The sequence below is a fragment of the Collimonas pratensis genome, from assembly GCF_001584185.1.
In the GTDB taxonomy this organism is placed as follows: domain Bacteria; phylum Pseudomonadota; class Gammaproteobacteria; order Burkholderiales; family Burkholderiaceae_D; genus Collimonas; species Collimonas pratensis.
This window is the reverse complement of record NZ_CP013234.1, coordinates 4,336,900-4,362,291: the sequence shown is the minus strand read 5'-3', so window position 1 is coordinate 4,362,291 and position 25,392 is coordinate 4,336,900. Positions and strand designations below refer to the sequence as shown.

Below are 25,392 nucleotides of genomic sequence, written 5' to 3'. Positions count from 1 at the left end.
GGCGTTGCTGCATGTGGAAACAATCGGCAGCGGGTTGATAACAGTCTTACCGACTTTCCGACAGGGGCTTTTACGAGCGTTGGCCTCTACGCTGGCGGCATGTTAATCAAACCTGTCCAAATTAAGCCAGCCAAACGCAGCGCCACGCGCGCGCCAGGCACGCTTGCAAAGTTCACTACCGTTGCCAATGATCCTGCCGCCATGCGGGACGCCGCCCGTAGCCTGTTCTGGCAGGGTTGGCGCATCTCTTCGATTGCCAAGCATTTAAAAATCAAACGCAGCACCGTCGCCAGCTGGAAGGAGCGCGACAAGTGGCACTTGTCGACGGCGATCGATCGCATGGAATCGACCATCGAAGCACGCATGGTGCAGCTGATCGACAAGGAAGTAAAAAGCGGTAGCGACTTCAAGGAAATCGACCTACTCACGCGCTCCCTGGTGCAGATGTCGCGCAAGCGCCGCTATGACGGCGGCGGCAATGAGGCGGATCTCAATCCGAACCTGGACAACCGCAACGCCGGCCCGAAGAAGAAGCCGACGCGCAACGATTTCAGCACTGAGCAGAAAGACCAGCTACTGGAGGCGTTCCGCGATTCGCTGTTCGATTACCAGAAGGTCTGGTATCGCAACGGCCATGAGCGCACGCGCATGATCCTGAAGTCTCGCCAGATCGGCGCGACATGGTACTTCGCCCGCGAGGCGCTGGCCGACGCCATGGAAACCGGCCGCAATCAGATATTCCTGTCGGCGTCGAAGGCGCAAGCGCACGTTTTTAAACAATACATCGTCCAGTTCGCCCAGGACGCCGCCGGCATCAGCCTGTCCGGCGACCCGATCATTTTGCCGAATGGCGCCCATCTGTATTTCCTGGGGACCAATTCGCGCACAGCCCAGGGCTATCACGGCAATTTTTACTTTGACGAATTTTTCTGGACTCACAATTTCCAGGAGCTGAACAAGGTCGCGTCCGGTATGGCGCTGCATGAGAAATGGCGCAAGACCTATTTTTCGACGCCATCATCGACCACGCACCAGGCGTATCCGTTCTGGACCGGCGAGCTGTTCAACAAGGGCAGATCCAAAGCCGATCAGTACAAGATCGATGTAACCCACGCCAAGCTGATGAACGGCTTTACCGGCCAGGACCAGATCTGGCGCCAGATCGTGACCATCCTGGATGCCGAGCGCGGCGGTTGCAACCTGTTCAACATCGACCGCCTGCGTAATTTCGAGTACAGCCCGGACCAGTTTGAAAACCTCTTGATGTGTAATTTTATCGATGACACCGCATCGATATTTCCACTCGCCGAGCTGCAACGCTGCATGGTCGATTCCTGGGAAGCGTGGGAAGACGTCAAACCGTTTGCTGCGCGCCCGTTCGGCTACCGCTCGGTCTGGATTGGTTACGACCCGTCACTGACCGGCGACAGCGCCGGCTGCGTGGTGCTGGCGCCGCCGCTGGTCGTCGGCGGCAAGTTCCGCGTCCTGGAGCGCCACCAATGGCGCGGCATGGATTTTGCCGCCCAGGCCGAAGCCATCCGACAAATGACGCTGCGCTACCAGGTCGACTACATCGGCATCGACACGACCGGCATGGGTATCGGTGTTTTCCCCATCGTAAAACAGTTTTTCCCGAACGCGACTGCGATCAACTATTCGCCCGAGGTCAAGACCCGCATGGTCTTGAAGGCCAAGGACGTCATCAGCAAGGGCCGCTTGGAATTCGACGCCGGCGCCACAGACCTGGCGCAAGCCTTCATGGCGATCCGCAAAACCATTACCGCCAGCGGGCGCCAGGTCACGTATGACGCCGGCCGCACCGACGAAACCGGCCACGCCGACTTGGCCTGGGCCTGTATGCATGCGCTCGACCACGAGCCAATCGAAGGCGTATCGAAAGCCACTACCTCATTTATGGAGATTTTTACCTCATGAAGAAACAACGATTCAAACGTACCCAACAAACCGCGCCGGCGCCGCCCGACCAGGTGGCGCCAGCATCGTCCGTGGAGGCGTTCGCTTTTGGCGACCCGACGCCGGTACTGGACCATGCCGACATCATGGAAAGCCTGGAGTGCTGGCTCAATGGTCGCTGGTACGAACCGCCAGTCAGCTGGCAAGGCCTGGCGAAGTCGTTTAACTCCAGCGTCCACCACAGCAGCGCCATCCATTTCAAGGCCAACATACTGACGTCGACCTTTGTGCCGCACAAATGCCTATCGCGGGATGCGTTTAAACGGTTCACGCTGGATTTCCTGACCTTCGGCAATGCCTACCTGGAGAAGCGCGCCAGCCGTACCGGGCAGATCCTCCAGATGAAGCACTCCCTTGCCAAGTACATGCGACGCGGCAAGGATCTCGACACCTATTTTTTTGTGTCCGGCTGGCAGCAGGAACATGAGTTTGCCAAGGGCGCCGTGTTCCACCTGATGGACCCGGATGTGAACCAGGAGGTCTACGGCCTGCCGCAATACCTGTCCGCCTTGCAGTCGGCCTGGCTCAACGAATCGGCCACGCTGTTCCGGCGCAAGTACTACAAGAACGGCTCTCACGCCGGCTTCATCCTGTACATGACCGACGCCGCCCAGGACATCAAGGACGTGGACAAGCTGCGCAATGCGCTGAAGGACAGCAAGGGGCCGGGCAATTTCCGCAACGTCTTCATGTACGCACCTGGCGGCAAGAAAGACGGCATCCAGATCCTGCCGGTGTCCGAGGTCGCGGCCAAGGACGAGTTTTTCAACATCAAGGGCGTGACCCGCGACGACCTGCTAGCGGCGCACCGCGTGCCGCCGCAGTTGATGGGGATCATGCCGAGCAATGCCGGCGGCTTCGGCGCCGTGGAGCCGGCGGCCAAGGTGTTCGCCCGTAACGAGCTGGTGCCGCTGCAATCGCATTTTTTAATGATTAACGAATGGCTGGGAGAAGAGATAGTGAAATTTAACGACTACACATTAGAGAACATGGAAGGGAAGGCAGCATGAGCGACGTAGCAGACCGCGCCGAGTGGCGCATTGCAAAGGACATCGAAGCAGCCATGGCGCATGCGCGCCGCACGCCCAAGCTGGAGGCGGACGGGCATTGCCATTACTGTGATGATGATGTCGCCCATGGGGCGCTGTTCTGCAATACGGATTGCCGGGACGACTATCAGAAAGAACAGGAGGCGCTCAGGCGCGCCGGACGCTAACGGTATACCTGCCTCGCCGCCATGTCGTAACGGCGGCGCCTGCATCGATCTGAGCCGCCCTGTGCGGCTTTTTTAACGTCCTGACAATGCCGTCTTGTCATGAAAAAGACGCCGGCAGCGACCTTTAAAACGTAGTCCCCCCCACGCCTGCGGTGGAAGTTAAATGCACTGCTTTTAACGCAGTTCGCAAAAACGCCAAGTCTTCAAGCCACGCGGGGTTGGCGGGGAAATTGGCTGCGTCAGCGTGACGCAAAATGACGCACTTTTGATCTGAACCCCTGCGACTGGACCAGGTAGAGGGAGCGTGTTACGCTCCATAGGACCGAAGCAAATTTTGTATTTTTTTCAGGGAAATTTCAAATATCCCTGAAATATTTTGACGCGATTTAGACTGCTTTGAAGATGCAGAGATTGCTGCGGTCGCTGAGCTAGTCGGTCCATTCGTGGGGAAGTTAATTGCATGCTCAGGAATACGACCAAGACCGATGCGCTGAATGAATGCCGCGAAACGTTGCTGGACTTTTGTACTGTAAGGGGGGATTAGACGACCAATCCGCCTACCTTTCCACTCCCCCCAAGACGCAATTTTTAAGGCTTTAAACTGAAAGCGCACTGTTACGCCATTTCCCATAGCGAAAACCACGCTTGTTGTATCCGTTTCTTTAAAGTTACCAAATTCGCTAGCATAACTGTCGTGTAGCTTGTCTTCAGGGATTGCATCTCCTCTAACTAGATAGAGCTCTATCGAGTCTGCACTTTCCCCATCCCGTGCGACGCAATCGCATTCCGGTCGAACGTTAATGAAATATTTTTGTTTGTACTTGAAAATGTCGCCCACGGAAACGTCCGCTTGCAGCCGATCATTTCGAATAAAACGCTCACCTTCTAATACATCGCGAACTTCCTTTGATGAGACCTCAGTTTTCAATGCGTCGAAGTGTGCGGCGGATGCTAAAATTTCAGAAGAAAACTGGACGGGAGCCAATCTCGATAGGATATTTCGGCCAATCACATTTGTTAGTTCTGCTGCCTCAGAAACCCCATCGGCAGTGTAAGTCTTCCATAAAACTACGGGCCAGAGCCTGCTAAATGAATAAAAATCAACGAAGAACGCGTTGCGTGTCTTCATATATGCGGCTTCCCAACGCTTTAGTACGTAGGCGCTGGGGTGCGTCTTAAGCCACTCCGAAAGAATATGGAAAACTCCACTTTCAATTACTGTACGTTTTTTCTGAACGAAAATGTGATCACTTGGCCCGTTCAAATAAAGTTTGTTTTTTTCTAAAACTCGTTTGACAGTGTCAATGTCTTCATTAGTAAAAATAAATATTGGAGTGAATCGGCGTTCGCGTATTTTTTTAATAAATGCAATATTTTCTTGGATATGCTCTTTGCTCAATCCTTCAGGCAATTTAATACCGGACATTTCGTCAGCTAACTCTGCATCTACCGCAATGTTGTAAAGATTCCAATCCAAAATAAAAAAAGCAGCTTCAGTCAAAGAGTCCAATTGTGCATCTGTTGGCAATTTTGGAATGCGAATTACATGGCAATTTTCTGCTTCGATCTGATCTGCCAGTTTGCTAATCGATGAATTAGGGTCCGCTACTTCATCGTCAATAAGAACCGTAATTCCATGAAACAGGCTTGATAAATTATGCATGCTTACTTCCCCTTGACGAAGCTAATGACGAAATTCGCCCCTTGCATAATTTTGTGAGCTTTTATGTCTGCGAGCTCAATCGAATAGTCATGTCGTTCGAGTAATTGACGTGCGATATACAACCCGAGCCCCCTACCTTCCTCGCCTTTCCCAGAATAGAAAGGCTCAAAAATATACTCAGCATCTTCAGCGCGAATCCCGGGGCCGTTGTCTGAGAAAATGAGAAGGCCTTCTTTTCCATCCAGTTGTATTTTTATTTTTTTATTTACGGTATCGGTTGAATCCAACCAAAAAACGGCATTGTCGAATAAGTTTAAAAGAAGCTGAAGCAAGACGGCATCGGTCGTCTTTGCGACCAAGGGGCCGCCAATTACTTCGATCTCTAATTCTATTTTTGCTTTGCGTATTGAGTTTTCGTAGATCTTTACCACTTTATCGAGCACGTCACGAACACGAATGTCTCGACGACGTTGTTTTGCAGAGCGGAACAACAACTGAATGTCATGCAGCTGCGCGTCAATAAAACCCATCATACCGCGGACTGTCGCGAGTGCATCGAAGAGACTGTCTAGATCAAGATTTTTTCTATTTGTGCCAACTCTGATCATCCCATCCATCTTTTCAAGCGCTTTTGTCATGACTGAAGTAATGTCATGAGAGGCAGTTTCTACTGAAAGTCCGACGCCAGCTAGATCTTCTGTTGTCTCCGCACGTCGAATTAAGAATTGACGCTCAGCTTTGTAACGTTTTTCAGCTTTGTCTAATATTGCTACCGCGTTTTTATTATCTTTTATTGCGTTTTTTAATTCGCCAAAGTCTTTTTGTACCTGCTCCTCTTTGACGACGTTGACAATTTTTTTATCCAAGAGACTCATCCGATACTGCGCATATGGTTTGGCACGCACGAACGCAAGAAACGTTTGAAGCAAGCAAATAAAATCGTCCGTTGGATTGCCAGTCTCAATCAAACCCTCACGATTGGTTTTGTCTTTTAGACCAGGATTTCCCTTCTCGGAGATATTGATATAGCCAACAACTTGATCGTTGCTCAGAAACTGACCGGCACTAATTGTGCCTCTGTACTGGTCGATACGAAGCCAGTCATCTTCGGGCTCACCATATGGATAAACACGAATCCCGTCGCGATACAAATATATTCGGTGATCCTTAATGAGTTCTTTATCTTGCTTGTCTAATAGATATTTAGGCTCAGCACCAGCGCTGAAGTCAAAAACGTAAAATCCAAATGTGAAAGATCCACATTCAGTTTGGCGTTTTTTTAATTCTTCCGCAGCTTTTCCAAAGTGTTCACGGAAGACGCGGATTCCAGTTATGTCTGGATCATTTAAGCTGAGGACGTGTGGTTGACCGTTTAGTTTAAAACTAAATGCTCTTTTCTTTTGATCGTACGCGCCATCTTCGATTCTAAAAACAGAGCTGTCATCCAGAAGAGTCAGCAGGCGCCCGACGTATTGCGACGCAAATGGCTGTTCTTCTTCATCGGCATAAATATAGACAGAGAAATTTTTTTCATCATCGAAATTTTCACTCTCTACAGAAACCGCTTTATCGAAAATGGATTGAAGACGCGTTAAATCTCTGAAAACATCTCGAACTTTTTTCTCGTTCCAGACGCCTTTTAAATCAGAAATCTCAATTCGTGTGCCGTGAGGTTTTCTCACGATCTTGTGGCCGCCCAGGGTAATATCTTTACTCGTTATTTCAGTGGCGGTTCTGTCGTCAACCTCGATTGAAAGTTGGTCTAAATATAGTTCTTTTGTCGTCCCATTTTCACTTAAAAAATCATCGTCAAATCGACTGAAGTCAAAATTAATAATGAACTCTTTTTTGCCGCCTCTAGGGCGCGTTGTTACGACTGATTTTTTCCCCAGCTTAAGCATTGCGAATCGCCCAATCCCTTTTTCGCCCTGGATTTTTCGACCCTTTGGCGTCGTATCATCGGACTGCTTTCCGATTTTTTTAACGGGAGTGGCGGGGCGTAGCCAATGGTCCCTAATTATCTCTAAAGACATCCCACCGCCGTCGTCCTCGATCACTATTCGTGATGTGTCATCCGCCTGAAAATCAGCAGTGAAATCGAGAAATGATATTTTTACCCATGATGCGTCTGCATCATAAGAATTTTTAGCAAGTTCTGCGAGTGCGATTCGCTCATTTTTAATGAGTTGCTCACCCAACATCGTCAGCAATCTGGCGAATGGGCGAATCTGATAATTTTCTTTAGACATTAGCGTTCCGCGATTAGAATGAATTCTTCACTGTAAATCTCCGTATTCGCACTCGAATTAGATCGAGTGAAACGGCCCGCTGGGGTACGGTACGGCGTGAGTATTTTGTTCGTTATCCTGCGTTTGGCAATCGATACTTTGGCAAAGCCTGCATCGAGTAAAGCTTCAGCCAAGTGGCCAGCGTTGTTTATGGGAACACCTTTGTAGCAAGTATTTCCTATGACAAATACACCGAGTCCCTTAGGACGTACAACGGAGGCGCAACGCAACGCTACTTGTTGCATGTCGAGATAATATTTTGCCACTGATTTTGCCGCGCGCGAGTCTTCAGATAGCAAACGAAATACTATTTCGGTGCCACTTTTGTTGAGACGTTTCACCTCGCGATTAAAATTAAAATCATGCTGAGTGGAGCCAATTGATCCGTTACGTAGATCACGATAATCTTCGGTAAATCCTAGCCAGAGCGATGACAGCTGGTGAAGATCGGCATATTCATACGAAGTGACATATGGTGGACTGGTTATGATCATGTCGACCAATTCAATCGAATTATTTGAGGAAGATAAAAAATTTGATGTGGAAATCGTGGTTTTGGCATTCGATTGCGGAGGGCATTCTTCGAAAGCGCGAATCATAAATTTCACCTGATTCTGAAACGCAGGCAAGACTTTTGCAGGTATTTTTTCAGGATCAAGCTGAGGCTTAATAGATTTTGTAAGCCACCTTGAAGTCGATTTGAGAATGTTGGAAAAGGCACATAAAAAGAAATCGCGATAATGCGATTCTGAGGGAATGGTTCGAAGTATTGCATTCTTTAAACGCGCCAAATCTCGCATTTGAGCGTCAGGAAACCAATATTGCAGACGTGCGCTTGCTGAACGTGATAATCCAACAGCCCGACTAACAGTCTTAAATGACGCTTCAATTTCCGTGTTGTAGCGATGTAGCCATGCCGTGTTGTATGTGTGACTCTTCGCTCGAGCTATTAATGTGGCTACTGGGTTGAGGTCGCATCCCCAAAAAGCCAGTTTTTCTCTCTGCGCTTCGAACGCCACAGTTCCACAGCCGCAAAAAATATCTGCGATTTTTTCAACGTTTACATTTTTTCTTCGAGCGTATTCAAGAGCTTTACTGGTAATAAATGCGGGGAATTTTGCAGGGTAAGAGTGGATCCGATGCATTTTAAGTTCACGCTCATCTCCTGTGTCCCAAGTGGCATTATGCGGAACATCGCTTAGGTCTTTGCATGCAACGTCTGCCGCGCCGGTATAACCGATGTAATCGTCGAGCATATTCGCTCCCCCTATATGTTGTGATAACGCAATGCCGAATTGGGTCTATTATGCAGCGAAGAGTTGTACAAAATAAACTAAATTAATGGCTTTTGGTTGCAGTTGGCTGGTTCAAGATCTGCCGGCGGCAAAAGGCCCATTGACTTCTACTATCCTCGTATGCGCGCAATTCTGCCAAGTTTGCCGCGTTCATGGCCATGTTTTCATTCACCAATTGTTGTTCTTGGTTATTAATTTGCCATAAACATAACATAGATTCCGAACCCTACCGGATTTTGCAGGATCGGGGTAAGGGGCATAATAAATTCCTTGTTACCTTGCTGGGAGCGACGCATGTGCGGGCGAATAACCCAAACCAGGACCATCAGGGAATATGGCCGCGCAGTCGGATGGACCGAGGAAGAAATTCGTCGGCGCGATATTGGCGGTTTCCGACCTGAGTTCAACGCGTCACCAAGCGTCCCTCATCTTATCCTGCGCACTCTTGACGACATTCTCGTTGCAGAGATGGTGGTGTGGGGCTGGCTACCCAGGAGTGATTGACTGGCCAGCGCTGCCATCGGCCTCAGTTTGATTTGTCGAGTTGCCAGCGCCGGACGTTGTCACTGGAAAGTGAGTACCGATTCCAGATACTCACTGATCATCAGCCTAGCAGTGGCGTCCAAAATCCGGCCGAATAGAAAAGCACCGTCAGCACTACGAATGTCCCAAAAAACCATCCCCACTTGCGTACCGTCCAACGCTTCCAAGCAAACGCATTCAACAAGCAAAACGCGACGCTTGGCCCGAAGATACTTCCGAAGAACGCTGGATATGTCCACCAGTGCTTTGCGCAATGATCGATTTCATAGCATCCGTGGGGGCGGGTACGAGGGGCTGGCCAGTTGATATGGCTAAAGCCGTAGAGGCATAGCCACGTTAAAAACAACCCAAATGCCAAGCCTGCGAAAGCAATCCCGAATCTCTTCATTTTATTTCCCAAAACAGAATCTGCTTTGACTTACCAAGGTCAGAATACCAATTCCCCTCTCGACCACGAAGGAACGCCAGCGGATTCGGCACACGGTTTATGCCGGCACGAAACCGCAAGAATGATTCAACAGACGGCGTTAGTGTGGTTTTGTTCCACAGATCAATATGACCGCCGCTTGTATCGCTTCCCCCGTCGGAGTCGCGCTGCCAATAACCCTCGAATGCAACAATGCCTGTGCGACCTTTGATTTTAAATTGCCAGTCCGCACCCGTGATGTTCTCGGCTTTATAGATATTGGGTATCGGATGCAGATTAAGCCACTGGCGAAGTTCATTGGCGCGGGTGGCTGTTGGCTTACCGTCTAGCAAAATGCGGCCTATGCTCTTTTCTCCATTTTCGGGCTTGACTACCTTTGATGAGAACGACTTCATATCAATGCCCAGCTTGTGGAAGGTCGCGCTCATGCGGATTGCACATTGATTATCAAAGCCGTCTGGTACTTTCCCATCGACCTTGTAAGGGTCGCCTGTTACATAGTTGCTCCACAGTTCCTGGAAGGAAACCGTTTTGAGATTCACTTCCTTGACTGAATTTTTAGTGCTGTTGGTCTTGATGATGGTCGGTGCATTTGGCATTTGAGGTCCTTACTCTTTTTCGGCTTGTTTAGCCAACGCGTCATCGCCCCAATGCACCTTGTATTGACCCTCGCTGGCTGTAGATATGCGCGGTATCTTGCCTTCGGAATCGGTTACACCGGAGAACGTACGCCCATCCTCGGTTTCTACGAAATATGGATGTTCGGCCAATCCTTGCCCGTCTACCTTGGCATGCGGCATTTCGTCAAAACTGGCACTTTGGGAAGCAGTCGCAGCGCTGGATGATTCAGCTGGCTTGACGGCTTCCGCACCAGGAGAGGAGGCGGCGTGGGACGCAGCGCCATCGTCGAACGTCGTTGTATGGTGTAGGTTGGCTACGAGCTTTGGATGAATGGGGCAACCACAGATAACGATGTCATCCTCCAGTGCCACTTCACCCATGAAGTTCATCCGACGTGGTCCGCCGGCCTTGGCAATGGTCCCGACACCTTTGCAAGCCAGGCAGGTTGCCTGGCCTCCGATGAGCGCAACCTTGTGGTCAGCATCGCCGACTGAAAAAGTTGAGTTCGCATTTGGTAGAATCGTACCGCTTGTTGTAGTTTTATCACCGACAACGACAACCTTTCGCATCACCATATTTATTCCTGATAATTGCTGTTGAAGCAATTCTACAGAGTATTGGCAAAACGTAAAATTTTGTTGGCGACTATGTTGCAGATAAGAAAATATTTAGAGAGGCGGTATCCTGACCCATAGCGCAGTCGACTACCCACCCATGGCATCACCCATCTGAAACGTGGGCGAAATTTGGGCGAAAATGGAGACCTTTTGAGCCATCGCCAGACCTCGCAGTTTTTGCAACCCCTAGCATTTATGAGGTCTGCGGCGGTCTGGAGTGGTTTGTAATGGTGGAGGCGGCGGGAATCGAACCCGCGTCCGAGGAGGGCAATATATAGCCGTTTAGGTTGGGAAGCTTTAGAGCGACTTGTTATGGTCTATCGCCTTTACTTGCTCCGCCAATCGGCATCACGAGACACCTTTGTATCATTCGCCAATTTTTGAATCAAAAGTTCCGCTACTTTGTGCGAGGCATTGTGCAACGTTCCACATAAGATGATCGTCTCAGGACTTGATAAGTCGGAGTAGGCCCATTCTCCACGGTAGGGGTGAATACAAATTACGCCCCGGAATACGGGTACTGCAGGCTTTACCGCTACATCTTGACATGCACAAACGCACACAGTCTCTCCGTAGTTCCAATCGCGCCTGGACGCAGAAAATCCCTTTTCACAGAGCCATTGAATGGCGTCCTCTCGGGTTTCAATTGTCGAATTCAAGTCCACTCCGTTATGCGACAATTACTTAAGAGCGGAAATCAGGCGCTCGAAAACGGCCATATTTTCAGTTTGATGCTTAATCACACCGGCCGTGATGTCCTGGGTTGTGCCGTCTGGCATCTGAAGGATCGCCTTCACGCCCCCAGAGCTGAATAACTCAGTCTGACGACGGGCTTCTATCTGCGCCTGCTGGCACCACTCGACCAGATCGATGTCTTCAGAACTCACGGTCTATCCTCCTATCGATGCAAATCTTTGGCCCGAATCTGTGTATATCGAGCCAGCATTTTCCAATCCTTGTGGCCAGAGACAAGAGCCACTTGCTCGATACTATAACCTTGTTCAAACAGGCGGGACACTCCCTCGTGTCGGAGATCGTGGAAACAAAGGTCTTCGATTTCGAGCGCATTGCATGCCCGAGGGAAAATCGTACTGACCGTGCCATTTGTAACGGGAAATATACGGGGTTCGCCGTCCTTCTTAGGCTGGCGCTTTGCGATCTCGAAAGTATTGCCCAGCAACGGTACTTCCTGATCGTTGCCTTTCTTCGCACGCGGGTGCTTCCGGTCTCTGATAATAATGGTCCGATCAGATTCGTTCAGATCCGACCATTTGAGTCTGATGATTTCCCCGATACGCATCGCAGTGCCGATTGCAAAGTGAATCAATTCGCTCATAGGCACGCGCTGCCGTTTTTTTGCGTCAAAATGGGCGCACAGACTTTCGATTTCGCCTAGTGTTGGTCGGCGTTGCCGTTCTTCAGATCGGGTCGACAGGCCAAGATAATCCATATTCGCTCGGGCGGCGGCAACAGCGTCGAGATTGACCGGCAGCCGCCAAAGCTGCTTCGCCGTCTTCAATACCCCGCCCAAATAGGTCAGGTCGATAGCGATAGTGACGCCGCCGGCGCCAGGGCGTTCAGCGGTCCCCGTACTGCGCATTGCAATATAGTTAACAAGACGGTCGGATGTCAGATTGGGCAGCAAGACGTCGCCAAGTGCTGTTTTGAGCGAGGCCAAGACGGCGGTTTTATTCTTGCCAAATGGCTTTTTTGCGCCGATCTCCTCCGTATAACGGTCGATCAGGGTGCCTAACGTCAGGTCTGATATGATACGTTCATCCTGAAATTTCAGCGCCCGCATGTCGGATTCGACCTTAGATGCCCATTCTTGGGCACGTGCTTTTGTATCAAACATTTCGCTTACAGCTGGAAAACCCTGTTTACGAACCCTAGCACGCCAGCGCTTGCCGATTTTTTGAATAGTTGCCATTGCCTTAAATTCTGTCCAATTTTTGTCCAATGACGAATGATAAACCATTAATAAACGTGAATTTTCGTGAATTCTCAAATAGTTTCAAACACCGCTGAAAGCCGCGCCAGCATTGATAAGTTGGCGAAATCAGGGGTGCGCAGAATTTCTGTTGCGCCCATGATGGACTGGACAGACCGCCATTGCCGCGTGTTCCACCGTCAAATCACCCGCCACACCTGGCTGTACACCGAAATGGTGACTACCGGCGCGCTGTTGCACGGCGATGTCCCGCGCCACCTGGATTTCGACGAGGTTGAGCATCCGGTCGCCTTGCAACTGGGCGGCAGCGAACCGGCCGACCTGGCCAGAAGCGCCAAACTGGGCGAACAGTGGGGCTACGACGAAATCAACCTGAATTGCGGCTGTCCTTCCGAGCGCGTGCAGAAGGGTGCATTCGGCGCCTGCCTGATGGCGGAATCGGTGCTGGTGGCGGATTGCGTCAAGGCCATGCGCGATGCGGTCTCGATTGACGTCACCGTCAAGCACCGCATCGGCATCGACAAGACCGAATCCTATGAATTCGTGCGCGATTTTGTCGGCACCGTGGCAGAAGCAGGCTGCCAGACCTTCATCGTGCATGCGCGCAACGCTATCCTGAAGGGGCTCAGCCCGAAGGAAAACCGCGAAATCCCCCCTTTGAAGTATGAGTACGCCTATCGGCTGGCGCAGGATTTCCCCGCACTGGAAATCATCATCAACGGCGCCATCAAGACTACCGCCGAAATCGATTTTCACCTGCAGCACGTCGACGGCGTCATGTTGGGGCGCGAGGCTTATCACAATCCCTATCTGATGGCGGATTTCGATGCGCGCTATTACGGCGCCGCCGAGGCGCAGCCGAAGACGCGCGCCGAGGTGATCGAGGCGATGTTGCCGTATATTCGCAGCCAGCTGGCCTTGCACGGACGCGACGGCCACGGCTTGCGTCTGAACAGCATTACGCGCCACATGCTGGGACTGATGGCGGGCGTGCCTGGCGCCAAGTCGTTCCGGCAGGCGCTGTCTGACTCCAAGCGGCTGGCGCTGGGCGATCCGAAGCTGCTGCTGGATGCATTGGCAAACATGCAACCATTGGCGGCCTGAGCAGGCTTGCTCGACAGCGACGTCAGGTTTTAGCGTAAAACTACGGAAAGTAGCAGTCGTAAAACATTTTCAGTCTGCTAAATCCTTTAAAATAGCCACCTCTGGCTTATGCTTGCATAGCCAAGGACGGCGACGCTGCCGTCCGCATGCCACAATTCTACTTAAAGTATTAACCTAAACATAATTCATGGCCCGCGGCATGGCTCACAAGGCTTCCGCAGCGGCTGTCTTCAAGGCGAAACATGTCAATTGCAACTACAGAGGAAATCATTGCTGAACTCCGTGCCGGCCGCATGGTGATTCTGGTGGATGAAGAAGATCGCGAAAACGAGGGCGACCTGGTGCTGGCCGCCGATTTCGTCACGCCGGATGCGATCAACTTCATGGTGCGCCATGCGCGCGGCCTGGTCTGCCTGACCTTGACCGAAGAGCGTTGCGACCAGCTCAACCTGAGCATGATGACCAGCCGCAACGGCACCGCCTACGGCACCAATTTCACGGTATCGATCGAGGCCGCCGAGGGAGTCACCACCGGCATCTCCGCCGCCGACCGCGCGCGCACCATCCAGGTGACCGTGGCGGGCGACGCCAAGGCTGGCGATATCGTGCAGCCGGGCCATATCTTCCCGATCAAAGCGCGCAAGGGCGGGGTGTTGATGCGCGCCGGCCATACCGAAGCCGGCTGCGACCTGACCGAGATGGCGGGCTTGACGCCGGCCGCGGTGATTTGCGAAATCCTGAAGGAAGACGGCAGCATGGCGCGTCTACCCGACTTGCTGGAATTTTCCAAGGAGCACGGCTTGAAGGTCGGCACCATCGCCGACCTGATCCACTACCGCGGCCAGCATGAAAGTATCGTTGAACGCCTGGCCGAGCGCACCACGCACACGGCGCAAGGCACGTTCAAGACCATCGCCTACCGCGACACGCCTAGCGGCGGCGCCCACCTGGCGCTGCTGCACGGGACGCCGTCGCCGGACGTGGAAACGCTGGTGCGGGTGCATCAGCCGGTCTCCATCCTCGACCTGCTGGAAACCGAAGCCACCAACCATTCCTGGAACATGGCATCGGCGCTGGCGGCGATCGCTGCTTCGCCTTGCGGCGTGGTGGTGCTGCTCAACTGCGAAGAATCGGCCGAGCAGATCTTCGCCAAGTTTGCGGCGCTGGAAGCCGCTTGCAGCGGCGTCAAGCCGCCACCGCCGCGGGTCGACCTGCGCACCTACGGCATTGGCGCCCAGATTCTGAAAGACCTTGGTGTCGGCAAGATGAAACTGCTGGCCAGCCCGCGCAAGATGCCATCGATGACCGGCTATGACCTGGAAATCACTGGCTACCAGAACAAGCCGAATGCCTGAACGGGCAGGCGGCAAGCATTAACGTTTTTTAGTAGTGCCCTCGCAACAGCAGCAGATGGAAACAACCGGTAGCAGCCGGCAGCAGCGATGTGTAGCAAGGCATTTTTGTAATCAATTTGAATGAAAAAGCGCCTGGTGCGCATAAGAGGAAAGCCATGACAGTCGGAGTTTACGAAACCAACCTGGACGGTGCTGATCTGCGCATCGGCATCGTGCAAGCCCGCTTCAACGAAGATGTCTGCCACGGTCTGTTGGCGGCCTGCCTGGCGGAACTGAAGCACCTTGGCGTGGCGGATGAGGATGTCTTGCACGTCACCGTGCCGGGCGCCCTGGAAATCCCGCTGGCGCTGCAGAAGATGGCGGAAACCATGCAGTTCGACGCGCTGATCGCGATCGGCGCCGTGATCCGCGGCGAGACTTACCATTTCGAGCTGGTGTCGAACGAATCCGGCGCCGGCATCACCCGCGTCGGCCTGGATGCCGGGATCCCGATCGCCAACGCCGTGCTGACCACGGAGAACGACGAGCAGGCGGAAGCGCGCATGGAAGAGAAAGGCACCGATGCCGCGCGCGTCGCGGTGGAAATGGCCAATCTTGCGATCGCGCTGGAAGAACTGGCCGAAGCCACCGGCGAAGAGTAAGACTGCGCAGTAGCGGCGATGCGTGGCTGCATCGCTACGTGCACAATGTAATTTTTAAATACGTTCAGATGATCTGCAAGCCGACGCCTTGGCCGGGCGCCGGCCAGAGATGAAATGCAGATAAACAAGTAGCAACCCAAGCTGGAAAAACTATGACCACCACCAAAACTTTGCACGCCAATCCGAGCAAGAGCCGCACGCCGCGTCACCGCGCGCGCGAATTCGCGTTGCAGGGCCTGTACCAATGGCTGTTGAACAATGAAGACGTGACTGCCATCAGCGAGCATATCCGCCAGGCGCACGGCTTCGACAAGGCCGATGCCGAGCACTTCAACTCGCTGCTATACGGTGCCATCAAGGATGTCGTCACCTTGCGCGCTGGCCTGGCGCCGCTGATCGACCGCAAGATCACGGAACTGTCGCCGGTGGAACATGCAGCCTTGCTGATCGGCGCCTTCGAATTGCAGAACCACGTCGAGATTCCTTATCGCGTCGTCATCAACGAAGCTGTCGAACTGACCAAGTCCTTCGGCGGCATCGACGGCCACAAGTATGTGAACGGCGTGCTGGACAAGTTTGCCGCCAAAGTGCGCGCGGACGAGATCAGCGCCGGCAAGAAATCCTGAAAATCTGTCTCTGCAAGCGGGGCCGCGCCACATCGGGCATGATGTGCGATAGCGGTCCCTGATGTTTCAGGCGACAACAGCCGCCGGCTACCGGGCGCGGCTCGCCAATCGGAAAATCTGTTCATGACATTCTCGCACTTAGTGTAGTGTTTCGCACATAATGACACTTAATAAACGGCGTCAAGCTGACCGCGTCTTTTCGCGCCATGCGTCGTTGCAAATCCTCGCGATAGTCCCGCTATCGCTCCGATTTGCGCGGGGCGGCCATCCGCCTAGCCTGGCGCGAAAATACACCATTTCTTAAGCGCCATTACATGCGAAACACTACACTAGCCTCACGTCTCGATAACATCGCACCGTTCCATGTGATGGAACTGGCAAAAATGGCGGCAGCGCTGGAACAGCAGGGCCGCCATATCATCCACATGGGCATCGGCGAACCAGATTTCACGGCAGCGCCGCTGGTGATCGAGGCGGCCGCCAAAGCCATGGCCGACGGCAAGATGCAATACACCTCGGCCACCGGCCTGCCAGCGCTGCGCGAGGCGATCTCCGGCCACTACCGACAGGTCTACGGGTTGGATATCGCGCCCGCTCGCATCGTCGTCACGGCTGGCGCTTCCGCCGCTCTGCTGCTGGCTTGCGCGGCCCTGGTGGAAAAGGGCAGCGAAGTGCTGATGCCTGATCCTTCCTATCCTTGCAACCGCCATTTCGTTGCCGCCTTCGACGGCCGCGCAAAGATGATACCCAGCGGCCCGGCCGAACGCTTCCAGCTATCCGACCAGATGGTGCGCGAGCACTGGGGCGAGGATACGCGTGGCGTGCTGCTGGCCTCGCCGTCGAATCCGACCGGCACCTCGATCCTGCATGGTGAACTGGGCAAGATCATCGCCACCGTGCGCGCCAAGGGCGGCTTTTCCATCGTCGATGAAATCTACCAGGGCCTGAGTTACGACGAGGCGCCGTTTTCCGCGCTGTCGTTGGGCGACGACATCATCGTCATCAACAGTTTCTCCAAGTATTTCAACATGACCGGCTGGCGTCTTGGCTGGCTGGTGTTGCCGCAGCAGTTGGTGGCGCCGATTGAAAAGCTGGCGCAGAACCTGTTCATCTGTCCGTCCTCGATTGCGCAGCACGCGGCACTGGCCTGTTTCGACAAGGATTCGCTGGCCCTGTATGAAACGCGCAAGGCGGAATTCAAGCGCCGCCGCGACTATCTGGTGCCGGCCCTGGTTGAACTGGGCTTCAAGGTACCGGTGATACCGGACGGCGCCTTTTACGTGTACGCCGACTGCAGCGCGCTGCTCAAGGACGGCGAGGATGCCGACGCACTGGTCAAGGATATCCTCAACCAGGTTGGCGTCAGCATGGTGTCGGGCCTGGATTTTGGGGCGCATACCGCGCGCAGCTATATCCGCCTGTCGTATGCAACCTCGATGGAAAACCTGCAGGAAGCCGTGCGCCGCCTGGGCCAGTACATCAGTCAGAAGCCAATACCGAATTGAGACATTGTCCGCTGCCGGCATCTCGGCAGTATTGAAAAAGGAGCTCCCATGCACTTCGCTTTCCCGCCAAAACCAGCCGCTGCGGTACCCGTCGCCGGCAGTGATCAATTGTTCCCCGTGCACCGCATCTACTGCGTAGGCCGCAACTACGCCGAGCACGCCAAGGAGATGGGCAGCAGCGGCCGCGAGGCGCCGTTCTTCTTCATGAAGCCGGCCGACGCCGTGTTGCCGGTTGCCGCCGGCAGCGTCGGTGAAATGCCGTATCCATCGATGACGCAAGACCTGCACCACGAAATCGAACTGGTGGTGGCCTTGTCAACCGGCGGCAAGAACATCCCTGCGGCAGAAGCCATCAAGCACATCTGGGGTTATGCAGTCGGGCTCGACATGACGCGCCGCGATTTGCAAGGCGAGGCCAAGAAATTGGGGCGGCCATGGTGCACCGGCAAGGGCTTCGATTATTCGGCGCCGATTTCCGCGATCCAGCCGGCCGGCGCCAGCGGCCTGATCGAACAAGGAGATATCCATCTCAACGTCAACGGCGTTTTGCGCCAGCAAGGTGATATCAGTCAGATGATCTGGAACATCGCTGAAACGATCGAGCAGCTGTCGGCTTATTTTGAATTGCAGGCCGGCGACCTGATTTTTACCGGTACGCCGGCAGGCGTGGCGGCGGTGGGCAAGGGTGATTTTCTGGAAGGCTCGGTTGCCGGCGTCGGTGAGCTGCGCGTGCGTCTGGTCTAGGCTGATACCGATGAAACTGTATAGTTATTTTCGCAGCTCCGCCTCCTATCGGGTGCGGATCGCATTGAACCTCAAGGGCATGGCTTACGATACCGTGCCGGTGCATCTGCTGAAGCACGGCGGCGAACAGCTGAGCCAGATGTACCGCACCTTGAACAGCGATGGCCTGGTGCCGACCATGGTCGAGGAGGAAGCAGCCGGCGGCCAGGCCGTGTTGACGCAATCGTTGGCGATCCTGGAATACCTGGAAGAAGTCCAGCCTGCACCGGCCTTGCTGCCGGCGGCGGCGTTGGACCGTGCTTTTGTGCGCAGCATAGCGCTTTCGATTGCCTGCGATATTCATCCGATCAACAATCTGCGCGTGCTGCGTTACCTGGTGCACGAACTGAAGGTCGACGAAAATGCCAAGAACGCCTGGTACCGCCATTGGTGCGAGAGCGGTTTGGCTGCGCTGGAAACAACCCTGGCGCGCGATGGCCGGACCGGCAAGTTCTGTTTCGGCGATACCCCCACGTTTGCCGATTGCTGCCTGGTGCCGCAGATATTCAATGCCCAGCGCTTGAAGTGCAACCTGGAGGCGATGCCGACCTTGATGCGGATTTACCAGAACTGCCAGGAGCTGGATGCCTTTATCCAGGCGGCGCCGCAGAACCAGCCGGACGCCGAAGCCTGAGGACCGGCGGGCCATTAAAAAAGCCAGGATTCGCAAGAGTCCTGGCTTTTTTTCAAGCTGCGGCCTGGATCGGCTCCGCCGGATGAAAACTTTCTGCGCGCGAGATTGGCCAGTATTTTGCAAACACTGGATAGCGGTAATTCTGGTTCAGCAAATCGCCCGGCTGCAGGTATGACAGCAGGTCAGACATCAACTTCACTTCGTGATCCGAGGTGCGCCGCACGATGTGATGCGCGCGCAGGGCGGAAGCGTGCGGCAGGCCCGCCGCCTGCACCAGTTCCTGCAGCGCATGCAGGGTGCTTTCGTGGAAACGGTACACGCGCTCGGCCTTGTCCGGCACCACCAGCGCCTTCTGACGGCCGATATCTTGCGTAGCCACACCGGTCGGACAGCGGTCCGTATGACAGCTTTGCGACTGGATGCAACCCAGCGAAAACATGAAGCCGCGTGCCGAATTGCACCAGTCGGCGCCGATCGCCAGAGTACGCGCCAGGTCGAAGGCAGTGATCACCTTGCCGCTTGCGCCGATCTTGATACGGTCGCGCAGGCCCGCGCCGACCAAGGCGTTGTGCACCAGCAGCAAGCCTTCCTGCAAGGGCATGCCGACGTGATCGACGAATTCCAGCGGCGCCGCGCCGGTGCCGCCTTCCGAGCCATCCACCACGATGAAGTCAGGCAGGATGCCAGTCTGCAGCATGGCTTTGACGATGCCGAAAAATTCCCAGGGATGGCCGACGCAGAGCTTGAAGCCGACCGGCTTGTCACCCGACAGGGTACGCAGTTTCTGGATGAACTCCAGCAAGCCGATAGGATTGGAAAACGAGGAATGCGTAGCGGGAGAAATACAGTCGACTCCCATCGGCACGCCGCGCGTCGCCGAAATTTCCGGCGTGATCTTGGCTGCCGGCAGAACCCCGCCATGGCCAGGTTTGGCGCCTTGCGACAGCTTGACCGTAATCATCTTCACTTGCGGCGCGGTCGCCTGCGCCACGAACTTTTCTTCATTGAAACTGCCGTCGCCATTGCAGCAGCCGAAATAGCCGGATGCAATCTGCCACAGCAGGTCGCCGCCGAATTCGCGATGATACGGAGAGATCGAACCTTCGCCGGTGTCATGTGCAAAGCCGCCCTTTTTTGCGCCGCGATTGAGCGCGCGGATGGCATTGGCAGACAAGGCGCCAAAGCTCATCGCCGAGACATTGAACACCGACATCGAATAGGGCTGGGCGCGCTCGGCGCCCACCGTGACGCGGAAATCATGGCTGGCAATGATGGTCGGCGACAGCGAATGGCCGACCCACTCATAGCCGCGCATCTTGACATCCAGTTCGGTGCCGAACGGTCGGCTGTCAACTTCACCCTTGGCGCGCTGGTAGACCAGGCTGCGTTCCTTGCGGGTGAACGGCGCACCGTCGTTATCGCTTTCGAAAAAATACTGCCGCATTTCCGGACGGATCATTTCAAACAGAAAACGGAAATGCCCCATCAGCGGATAGTTGCGCAGGATTGCGTGGCTGCGCTGGTTCATGTCCCATATGCCAAGCGCGCTCAACAGCGCCGGCGCCACCGCCCACCACCAGGCAATCTTGCCCGCAGCGGCGGCAGCGACGAGCGCCACCGTCAGCAACAGCACTATCCAGAAACTTAGGTAACGACTGACTTTCATGATTTCTTTCCTTTTATCGCTGGTGATTGCTGCTGCATGCAGTTCGCCTAGGGGAAAGGCGTTTCGGCAGTGGCAAGCTGACAATTTTACACACTCATGGCCGTCTCTGCGCCCGCGGCTCTTCCGTTTGTCCTACAACCCAATCGGTTGCCGTCCTATAGGCCATCCGACCGCGCTTGGCTACCATAGGTACAAGTTGGCGCTGATGACATGCCAGTACAGCGGCATCGCCACACTATTCAAAGCAAAGGAACACTTATGCGTATCAAGAAAATCATCGCGGGCATGATAATCGGCGTTGCCGCTTGCAGCGGCGCTTCTCTGGCTTTGGCGGCAGACAGTTCCAGGACTGCCTACAGTGCTGCGCAAGACGCGGCAGACGCCGCTTACAAAGCCGACCGGGCCAAGTGCGACGCACTCAGCGGCAACGGCAAGGACGTCTGCGTCAAAGAGGCCAAGGCCACACGCGAGCACAGCAAGCAGGACGCCAAGGTGGAATACAAGAAAACTCCCAAGGCACTCGCCAGTGCGCGCAAATCCGAAGCGGATGCCGATTACGCCGTAGCCAGGGAAAAATGCGACAGCCAGGCGGGCAATGCCAAGGATGTCTGCTTGAAGCAGGCCAAGGCTGGACAAAGCGATGCGATCGCCAATGCCGATAAGCAGCTGGACATCAGCAAGGCCAAGGCCGACGCTCGCGAAGAGCGCGCCGATGCGCGCTACAAGGTGGCACTGGCCAAGTGCGATGCGCTGGCTGGCGCAGCCAAAGACGATTGCGCAAGCGCCGCCAAGGCGGAATTGAACAAGTAATGGTGAGCTGGCCGCAACGCTGCCTTGTGCGGCGGCGGCCGGCGCTTCACAGGACGAGGAAACTTTGATTTTTACTAATTTGTTTACATTGACGCCGGGCGGCCGCACACTAAACATCATGTAATGACTTCTGCTTTGCCTCGGCCCTGGCGCTTGCGTTCGCCAAGCTGTGGCGATGCCAGATAACCTAACTGATTGTGACGGTTGAACAGATGATAAAAATCCTGGTGGTTGACGACCATGCGGTAGTACGCGCCGGTGTCCAATTCTTCATTGCCGACATCCCGGACTACGAGATTGCCGGCGAAGCTGCCAATGCGCATGAGGCAATCCAACTGGTGCGCGGCAACGACTATGACATCGTGCTGCTGGATATCGCGATGCCGGACAAGAGCGGCGTGGAAGTGCTCAAGCAGATCAAGCGCGAGAAACCGAAGCTGCCGGTGCTGATGCTCAGCATGCATCCGGAAAGCCGCTATGCGGTGCAGGTGCTGCGCAGCGGAGCTGACGGCTATGTGCAGAAGGAGGCGCTGGCGACGGAACTGGTGAAGGCGATCAATACGATCTTGCAGGGCCATAAATACATCAGCTATGGCGTCGCCGAATTGCTGACAGCAGACCCGGCAAGCAAGGACAACACGCCTTTGCACGAAACCTTATCAGCACGCGAGTACGAGATTTTTTACAAGCTGAGCCAGGGCGAAGGGGTCACCAAGATTGCAGAAGAATTGTGCCTGAGCGTAAAAACCATCAGCACCTATCGCACCCGCGTCCTGCAAAAAATGAGCATGGCCAGCAATGCGGATATTATTTATTATGCCATCAAGAATAATTTGATTGATTAGAAGAATGCGTGTTTAATTTATTCAAAGGATTGTAATCACCTGCATGTTGCCGTATCGAGGGACTTGCCAGTCCCTAGCATCCAGTTCTGGCGCAATGCACGAAATAAATGAGCTTATCGGCCGTCAGTCACTATGGACCATACAACAGCCTCCAACACCATCAGGTCGGGCGTCATGCCGCTGCGGATTTTTCTTGTGGAAGATTCGGTCGATGTGCGTGATCTGATGATTGAAACCTTGAGCGAGATTCCCGGCGTAGTGTTTGCCGGCTTCTCCGAAGGGGAAAGCGATGCCTTGCAAAAAATCGATGCTGATTCTTTCGATGTGCTGATCCTGGATATCGAGCTGAAGCAGGGCAATGGCATGAGCTTGTTGCGTACCTTGTCAAAATCGGCGAAGCCGCTCAATTCGCTGAAAATCATTTTCAGCAATAATGTCAGCAGTGCCTTCCGCCGCGCCGGAGAGCAATACGGCGTGCGGTTTTTCTTCGACAAGAGTTCGGAATTTACCAAACTGCGTGATTTGCTGGCGGCGCTGGGAACCGGTTTGCCGGATCATTGACCGTACTTTCGTCGTTGCGGATATCATCGCTAATGCCTGCCCGCGTAGTTCAGCGGGCTTTCATGTTTTGAAGCCGCTGATGCAAGCTGCTGCCGCGCTTCCTTGATGCCGGCATGCACCTGCAGCGACGTTCCTGGAGTCGATTTGAATAATATAGAGAGCTTAGAGAGCGAAGCGGCCGCCAGCGGTAATCCGCATTATCAGGATCTGCTGAAGACCCGCGCGCTGGACAGCCTGGCATCGACCAAAACCTATGTCTGGCGCACCACCGCCGCCGCGCTGGCGGTGAGCGCGCTGGTGTTTGCGGTGGCGGCGCTGGTGCTGGTCGATTGCCTGTACCAGATCACGCTGCCGTTTTCGGAATCGCAATTGCCGCTCATGGGCGCCAATACCGCAGCCGGCTTTCTGCTGGCTACCGCCAGCCTGATCGTGCAATGCCTGGTGATCGGGCCGCGCCGGCTGATCAAGTTTTTCGGCAAGCTGCTGGCAGTCCTGTTGCTGCTGCTTGCGGTTGCCACGCTGATGCAAGACTTCATGGGCAGCACCAGTTGGCTCGATGCTGCCCTCGGCCGGCTGCTGTCGCAACCGGACCTGCACTTGCCCATCGGCTTGCACCCGATGGTTGGCATCGGGTTCTTGTTTGCCGGCAGTGCGTTGCTCCTGCTCGATTTTCGTCTCGGGAAAGAGCAGTACGTGGCCGAATACCTCGCCATCTCCCTGCTGTTCCTCAGCGCCATTCCGCTGCTCGGTTACCTGTATGGCGTTTCCGCCATGACGCAGATGGTGTATGCGACCAGCATCCCCTTGTTGTCGGCGCTGGCGTTTCTGTTGTTCGGCCTGGCGCTCATGATGTCGCGCCCGCGCCACCGCTTGATGGCGATCATCACCCGTCATGCTCCTGGCGGACAGATGCTGCGCCGTTCCTTGCCGCAGATGCTGATCTTGCTGATCGCCTTGCATTGGCTGGCGGACTGGGGAACGCGCCAAGGTATATACGACCGCAGTTCGCTGCCGCCCTTGCTGACGCTGGTCGATAGCGTGCTGGTGCTGTTCATTTTCTGGCGCGCCGGCGGCAAGGTCGATCTGGAATACGGCGCGCGCCTGCAGAGCGCGGCCGAGCTGGCCGAAGCCACCGCGCTGCTGATCTCGGTCAGCGACAATACCAACGACCCGATCTTTGTAAAGGACAGTCAAGGGCGGTTGATTTTCGCCAATCCGGCCTGCTTGCGCCGGCTCGGCTTGAGCTGGGACCAGGCAAAAAACCGGCGCAGCCGCGAGATCTTGCCGCTGACCGAGGACGCCGATCGAGTCGACCAGGACGATATCCGCATCATGAATGGCGGCGTGTCGGAGACTCTGGCGCAGACTGTCCAGCTGCCGGAGGGAATCGTGACCTTCCAGACCACCAAATCGCCCTGGTTCGGCCAGCAAGGGCAGGTCATGGGCGTGGTCGGCATCGCCACCGACATCAGCGAGCGCAAGCGCGCCGAGGATTCGCTCAAGCAGCGCGAGCTGGAACTGGAGCGCACCATCGCCCATCGCACTGCCTTGCTGCGCGAACTGGCCAACCATATGGAAACCATCCGCGAAGAAGAGAAGCGGGCGATAGCGCGCGAGCTGCATGACAATATGGGCGCATCGCTGACGGCGCTCAGCATGCATCTGGAGGGCGTCTACAAGATCCTGCCGGAAAATGAGCATTGGCAGAACCGCCAGGGCCAGATGCAGACTTTGCTCAGCTCGCTGGTGGCGACCACGCGGCGGATCCAGACCGAATTGCGGCCGAATATGCTGGAATTGTTTGGCTTGAAAGCGGCGATCGTCGAGCAGCTGGAAGATTTTGGCGCACGTACCGAAATCCTTTGTAAATCCAGCTTGCCGGATGAAGACATCACGATTGACCATCGGATTGAAATTGCGGTGTATCGCATGCTGCAGGAAATCCTGAATAACGTTTCCAAGCATGCGCACGCCAGCCAGGTGGAAGTCATCCTGGATATCGACGAAGACCGGCTGGCGTTGACGGTGCGCGACAACGGCGTCGGCATGTCGCAGGAACGTTTTGAAAACACCAGCACCCACGGCTTGCGCGGCTTGAATGAGAGAGCGACCTACCTGGGTGGGAAGGTGCGTTTTTCGGCGGCCAAGGATAAAGGCACCGCGGTGGTGATCGAACTGCCCATATCGGTGCAGGTGCAAAACAGCGGCGAGCAGGGCCAAGCCTGACCAGCCGCTGGCCACCTGCCAGCTTGCCGGGTCCGGTGCTA

General features: G+C 54.7%; 22 protein-coding genes. 14 read left to right on the top strand and 8 right to left on the bottom strand.

Annotated features, from left to right (window positions below; translation table 11 throughout):
- The first annotated feature begins 201 nt into the window (after positions 1-201).
- The 3 genes from CPter91_RS19375 to CPter91_RS19365 are packed head-to-tail and all read left to right on the top strand — an operon-like array spanning position 202 to position 3,190.
- A complete protein-coding gene (locus CPter91_RS19375) occupies positions 202-1,935 on the top strand; it encodes a terminase ATPase subunit family protein (protein WP_061946433.1) in 1,734 nt (577 codons plus the stop codon).
- Positions 1,932-2,984, top strand: coding sequence for a phage portal protein (locus tag CPter91_RS19370; protein WP_061943023.1), 1,053 nt, complete (start codon positions 1,932-1,934; stop codon positions 2,982-2,984). Before CPter91_RS19375 ends, CPter91_RS19370 begins: the two co-directional genes overlap by 4 nt.
- A complete protein-coding gene (locus CPter91_RS19365) occupies positions 2,981-3,190 on the top strand; it encodes a DUF2116 family Zn-ribbon domain-containing protein (protein ID WP_061943021.1) in 210 nt (69 codons plus the stop codon). The genes CPter91_RS19370 and CPter91_RS19365 overlap by 4 nt, the downstream gene beginning before the upstream one ends.
- 307 nt (positions 3,191-3,497) lie before the next feature.
- Here CPter91_RS19365 and CPter91_RS19360 read toward each other — a convergent pair whose 3' ends face one another.
- The 7 genes from CPter91_RS19360 to CPter91_RS19330 form a co-directional block, all read right to left on the bottom strand.
- Positions 3,498-4,853 carry a hypothetical protein gene (locus CPter91_RS19360; RefSeq protein WP_150119753.1) on the bottom strand — a complete coding sequence of 452 codons (1,356 nt, stop codon included), beginning with the start codon at positions 4,851-4,853 and terminating at the stop codon, positions 3,498-3,500.
- 2 nt (positions 4,854-4,855) lie between these two features.
- On the bottom strand, positions 4,856-7,102 hold the full coding sequence (locus tag CPter91_RS19355; protein ID WP_061943017.1) for an ATP-binding protein: 2,247 nt from the start codon (positions 7,100-7,102) through the stop codon (positions 4,856-4,858).
- Positions 7,102-8,397 (bottom strand): hypothetical protein, encoded by a 1,296-nt coding sequence (locus tag CPter91_RS25930; protein WP_205631620.1) that lies wholly within the window; start codon positions 8,395-8,397, stop codon positions 7,102-7,104. The genes CPter91_RS19355 and CPter91_RS25930 overlap by 1 nt, the downstream gene beginning before the upstream one ends.
- 966 nt (positions 8,398-9,363) lie before the next feature.
- Entirely contained in the window at positions 9,364-10,005 is a 642-nt protein-coding gene (locus CPter91_RS19345) for a T6SS effector amidase Tae4 family protein (protein WP_061943013.1), read from the bottom strand.
- A 9-nt stretch (positions 10,006-10,014) separates the two neighbouring features.
- Positions 10,015-10,602, bottom strand: a complete 588-nt coding sequence (locus CPter91_RS19340; RefSeq protein ID WP_061943011.1) for a PAAR domain-containing protein — start codon at positions 10,600-10,602, stop codon at positions 10,015-10,017.
- A gap of 722 nt (positions 10,603-11,324) precedes the next feature.
- Entirely contained in the window at positions 11,325-11,531 is a 207-nt protein-coding gene (locus CPter91_RS19335; RefSeq protein WP_061943008.1) for a hypothetical protein, read from the bottom strand.
- 11 nt (positions 11,532-11,542) lie between these two features.
- Entirely contained in the window at positions 11,543-12,574 is a 1,032-nt protein-coding gene (locus CPter91_RS19330; RefSeq protein WP_061943005.1) for a site-specific integrase, read from the bottom strand.
- A 120-nt stretch (positions 12,575-12,694) separates the two neighbouring features.
- Between CPter91_RS19330 and dusA the strand changes: the two genes are divergently transcribed.
- The 7 genes from dusA to maiA all read left to right on the top strand — a co-directional run bounded on the left by dusA (position 12,695) and on the right by maiA (position 19,243).
- Complete coding sequence (dusA, locus tag CPter91_RS19325) at positions 12,695-13,699, top strand: tRNA dihydrouridine(20/20a) synthase DusA (RefSeq protein WP_257722456.1); 1,005 nt, start codon at positions 12,695-12,697, stop codon at positions 13,697-13,699.
- Positions 13,700-13,941: 242 nt separating this feature from the next.
- The gene (ribBA, locus tag CPter91_RS19320) at positions 13,942-15,054 is read left to right on the top strand and encodes a bifunctional 3,4-dihydroxy-2-butanone-4-phosphate synthase/GTP cyclohydrolase II (RefSeq protein ID WP_061943003.1); all 1,113 of its coding nucleotides are present in this window, start codon (positions 13,942-13,944) and stop codon (positions 15,052-15,054) included.
- A gap of 155 nt (positions 15,055-15,209) precedes the next feature.
- A complete protein-coding gene (ribH, locus tag CPter91_RS19315; RefSeq protein WP_061943001.1) occupies positions 15,210-15,695 on the top strand; it encodes a 6,7-dimethyl-8-ribityllumazine synthase in 486 nt (161 codons plus the stop codon).
- Between the two features lie 152 nt (positions 15,696-15,847).
- Positions 15,848-16,321, top strand: coding sequence for a transcription antitermination factor NusB (gene nusB, locus CPter91_RS19310; RefSeq protein WP_061942999.1), 474 nt, complete (start codon positions 15,848-15,850; stop codon positions 16,319-16,321).
- A 314-nt stretch (positions 16,322-16,635) separates the two neighbouring features.
- Positions 16,636-17,826: a pyridoxal phosphate-dependent aminotransferase gene (locus CPter91_RS19305; RefSeq protein ID WP_061942997.1), complete on the top strand. Its 1,191-nt coding sequence runs from the start codon at positions 16,636-16,638 to the stop codon at positions 17,824-17,826.
- 48 nt (positions 17,827-17,874) lie between these two features.
- Complete coding sequence (locus CPter91_RS19300) at positions 17,875-18,570, top strand: fumarylacetoacetate hydrolase family protein (RefSeq protein WP_061942995.1); 696 nt, start codon at positions 17,875-17,877, stop codon at positions 18,568-18,570.
- Positions 18,571-18,580: 10 nt separating this feature from the next.
- Positions 18,581-19,243, top strand: coding sequence for a maleylacetoacetate isomerase (gene maiA / locus CPter91_RS19295; RefSeq protein ID WP_061942993.1), 663 nt, complete (start codon positions 18,581-18,583; stop codon positions 19,241-19,243).
- 52 nt (positions 19,244-19,295) lie between these two features.
- On the opposite strand, the gene CPter91_RS19290 is transcribed toward maiA, so the two are convergent.
- A complete protein-coding gene (locus tag CPter91_RS19290) occupies positions 19,296-20,909 on the bottom strand; it encodes an FMN-binding glutamate synthase family protein (protein ID WP_061942991.1) in 1,614 nt (537 codons plus the stop codon).
- A 258-nt stretch (positions 20,910-21,167) separates the two neighbouring features.
- On the opposite strand from CPter91_RS19290, the gene CPter91_RS19285 reads away from it, so the two are divergent.
- The 4 genes from CPter91_RS19285 (at position 21,168) to CPter91_RS19270 (ending at position 25,351) form a co-directional block, all read left to right on the top strand.
- Positions 21,168-21,719, top strand: coding sequence for a hypothetical protein (locus tag CPter91_RS19285; protein WP_061942989.1), 552 nt, complete (start codon positions 21,168-21,170; stop codon positions 21,717-21,719).
- Positions 21,720-21,931: 212 nt separating this feature from the next.
- A complete protein-coding gene (locus tag CPter91_RS19280; RefSeq protein WP_061942987.1) occupies positions 21,932-22,564 on the top strand; it encodes a response regulator in 633 nt (210 codons plus the stop codon).
- 132 nt (positions 22,565-22,696) lie between these two features.
- Positions 22,697-23,125, top strand: coding sequence for a response regulator (locus CPter91_RS19275; protein ID WP_061942986.1), 429 nt, complete (start codon positions 22,697-22,699; stop codon positions 23,123-23,125).
- A 144-nt stretch (positions 23,126-23,269) separates the two neighbouring features.
- Complete coding sequence (locus CPter91_RS19270) at positions 23,270-25,351, top strand: PAS domain-containing sensor histidine kinase (protein WP_236905861.1); 2,082 nt, start codon at positions 23,270-23,272, stop codon at positions 25,349-25,351.
- Positions 25,352-25,392: the final 41 nt, after the last annotated feature.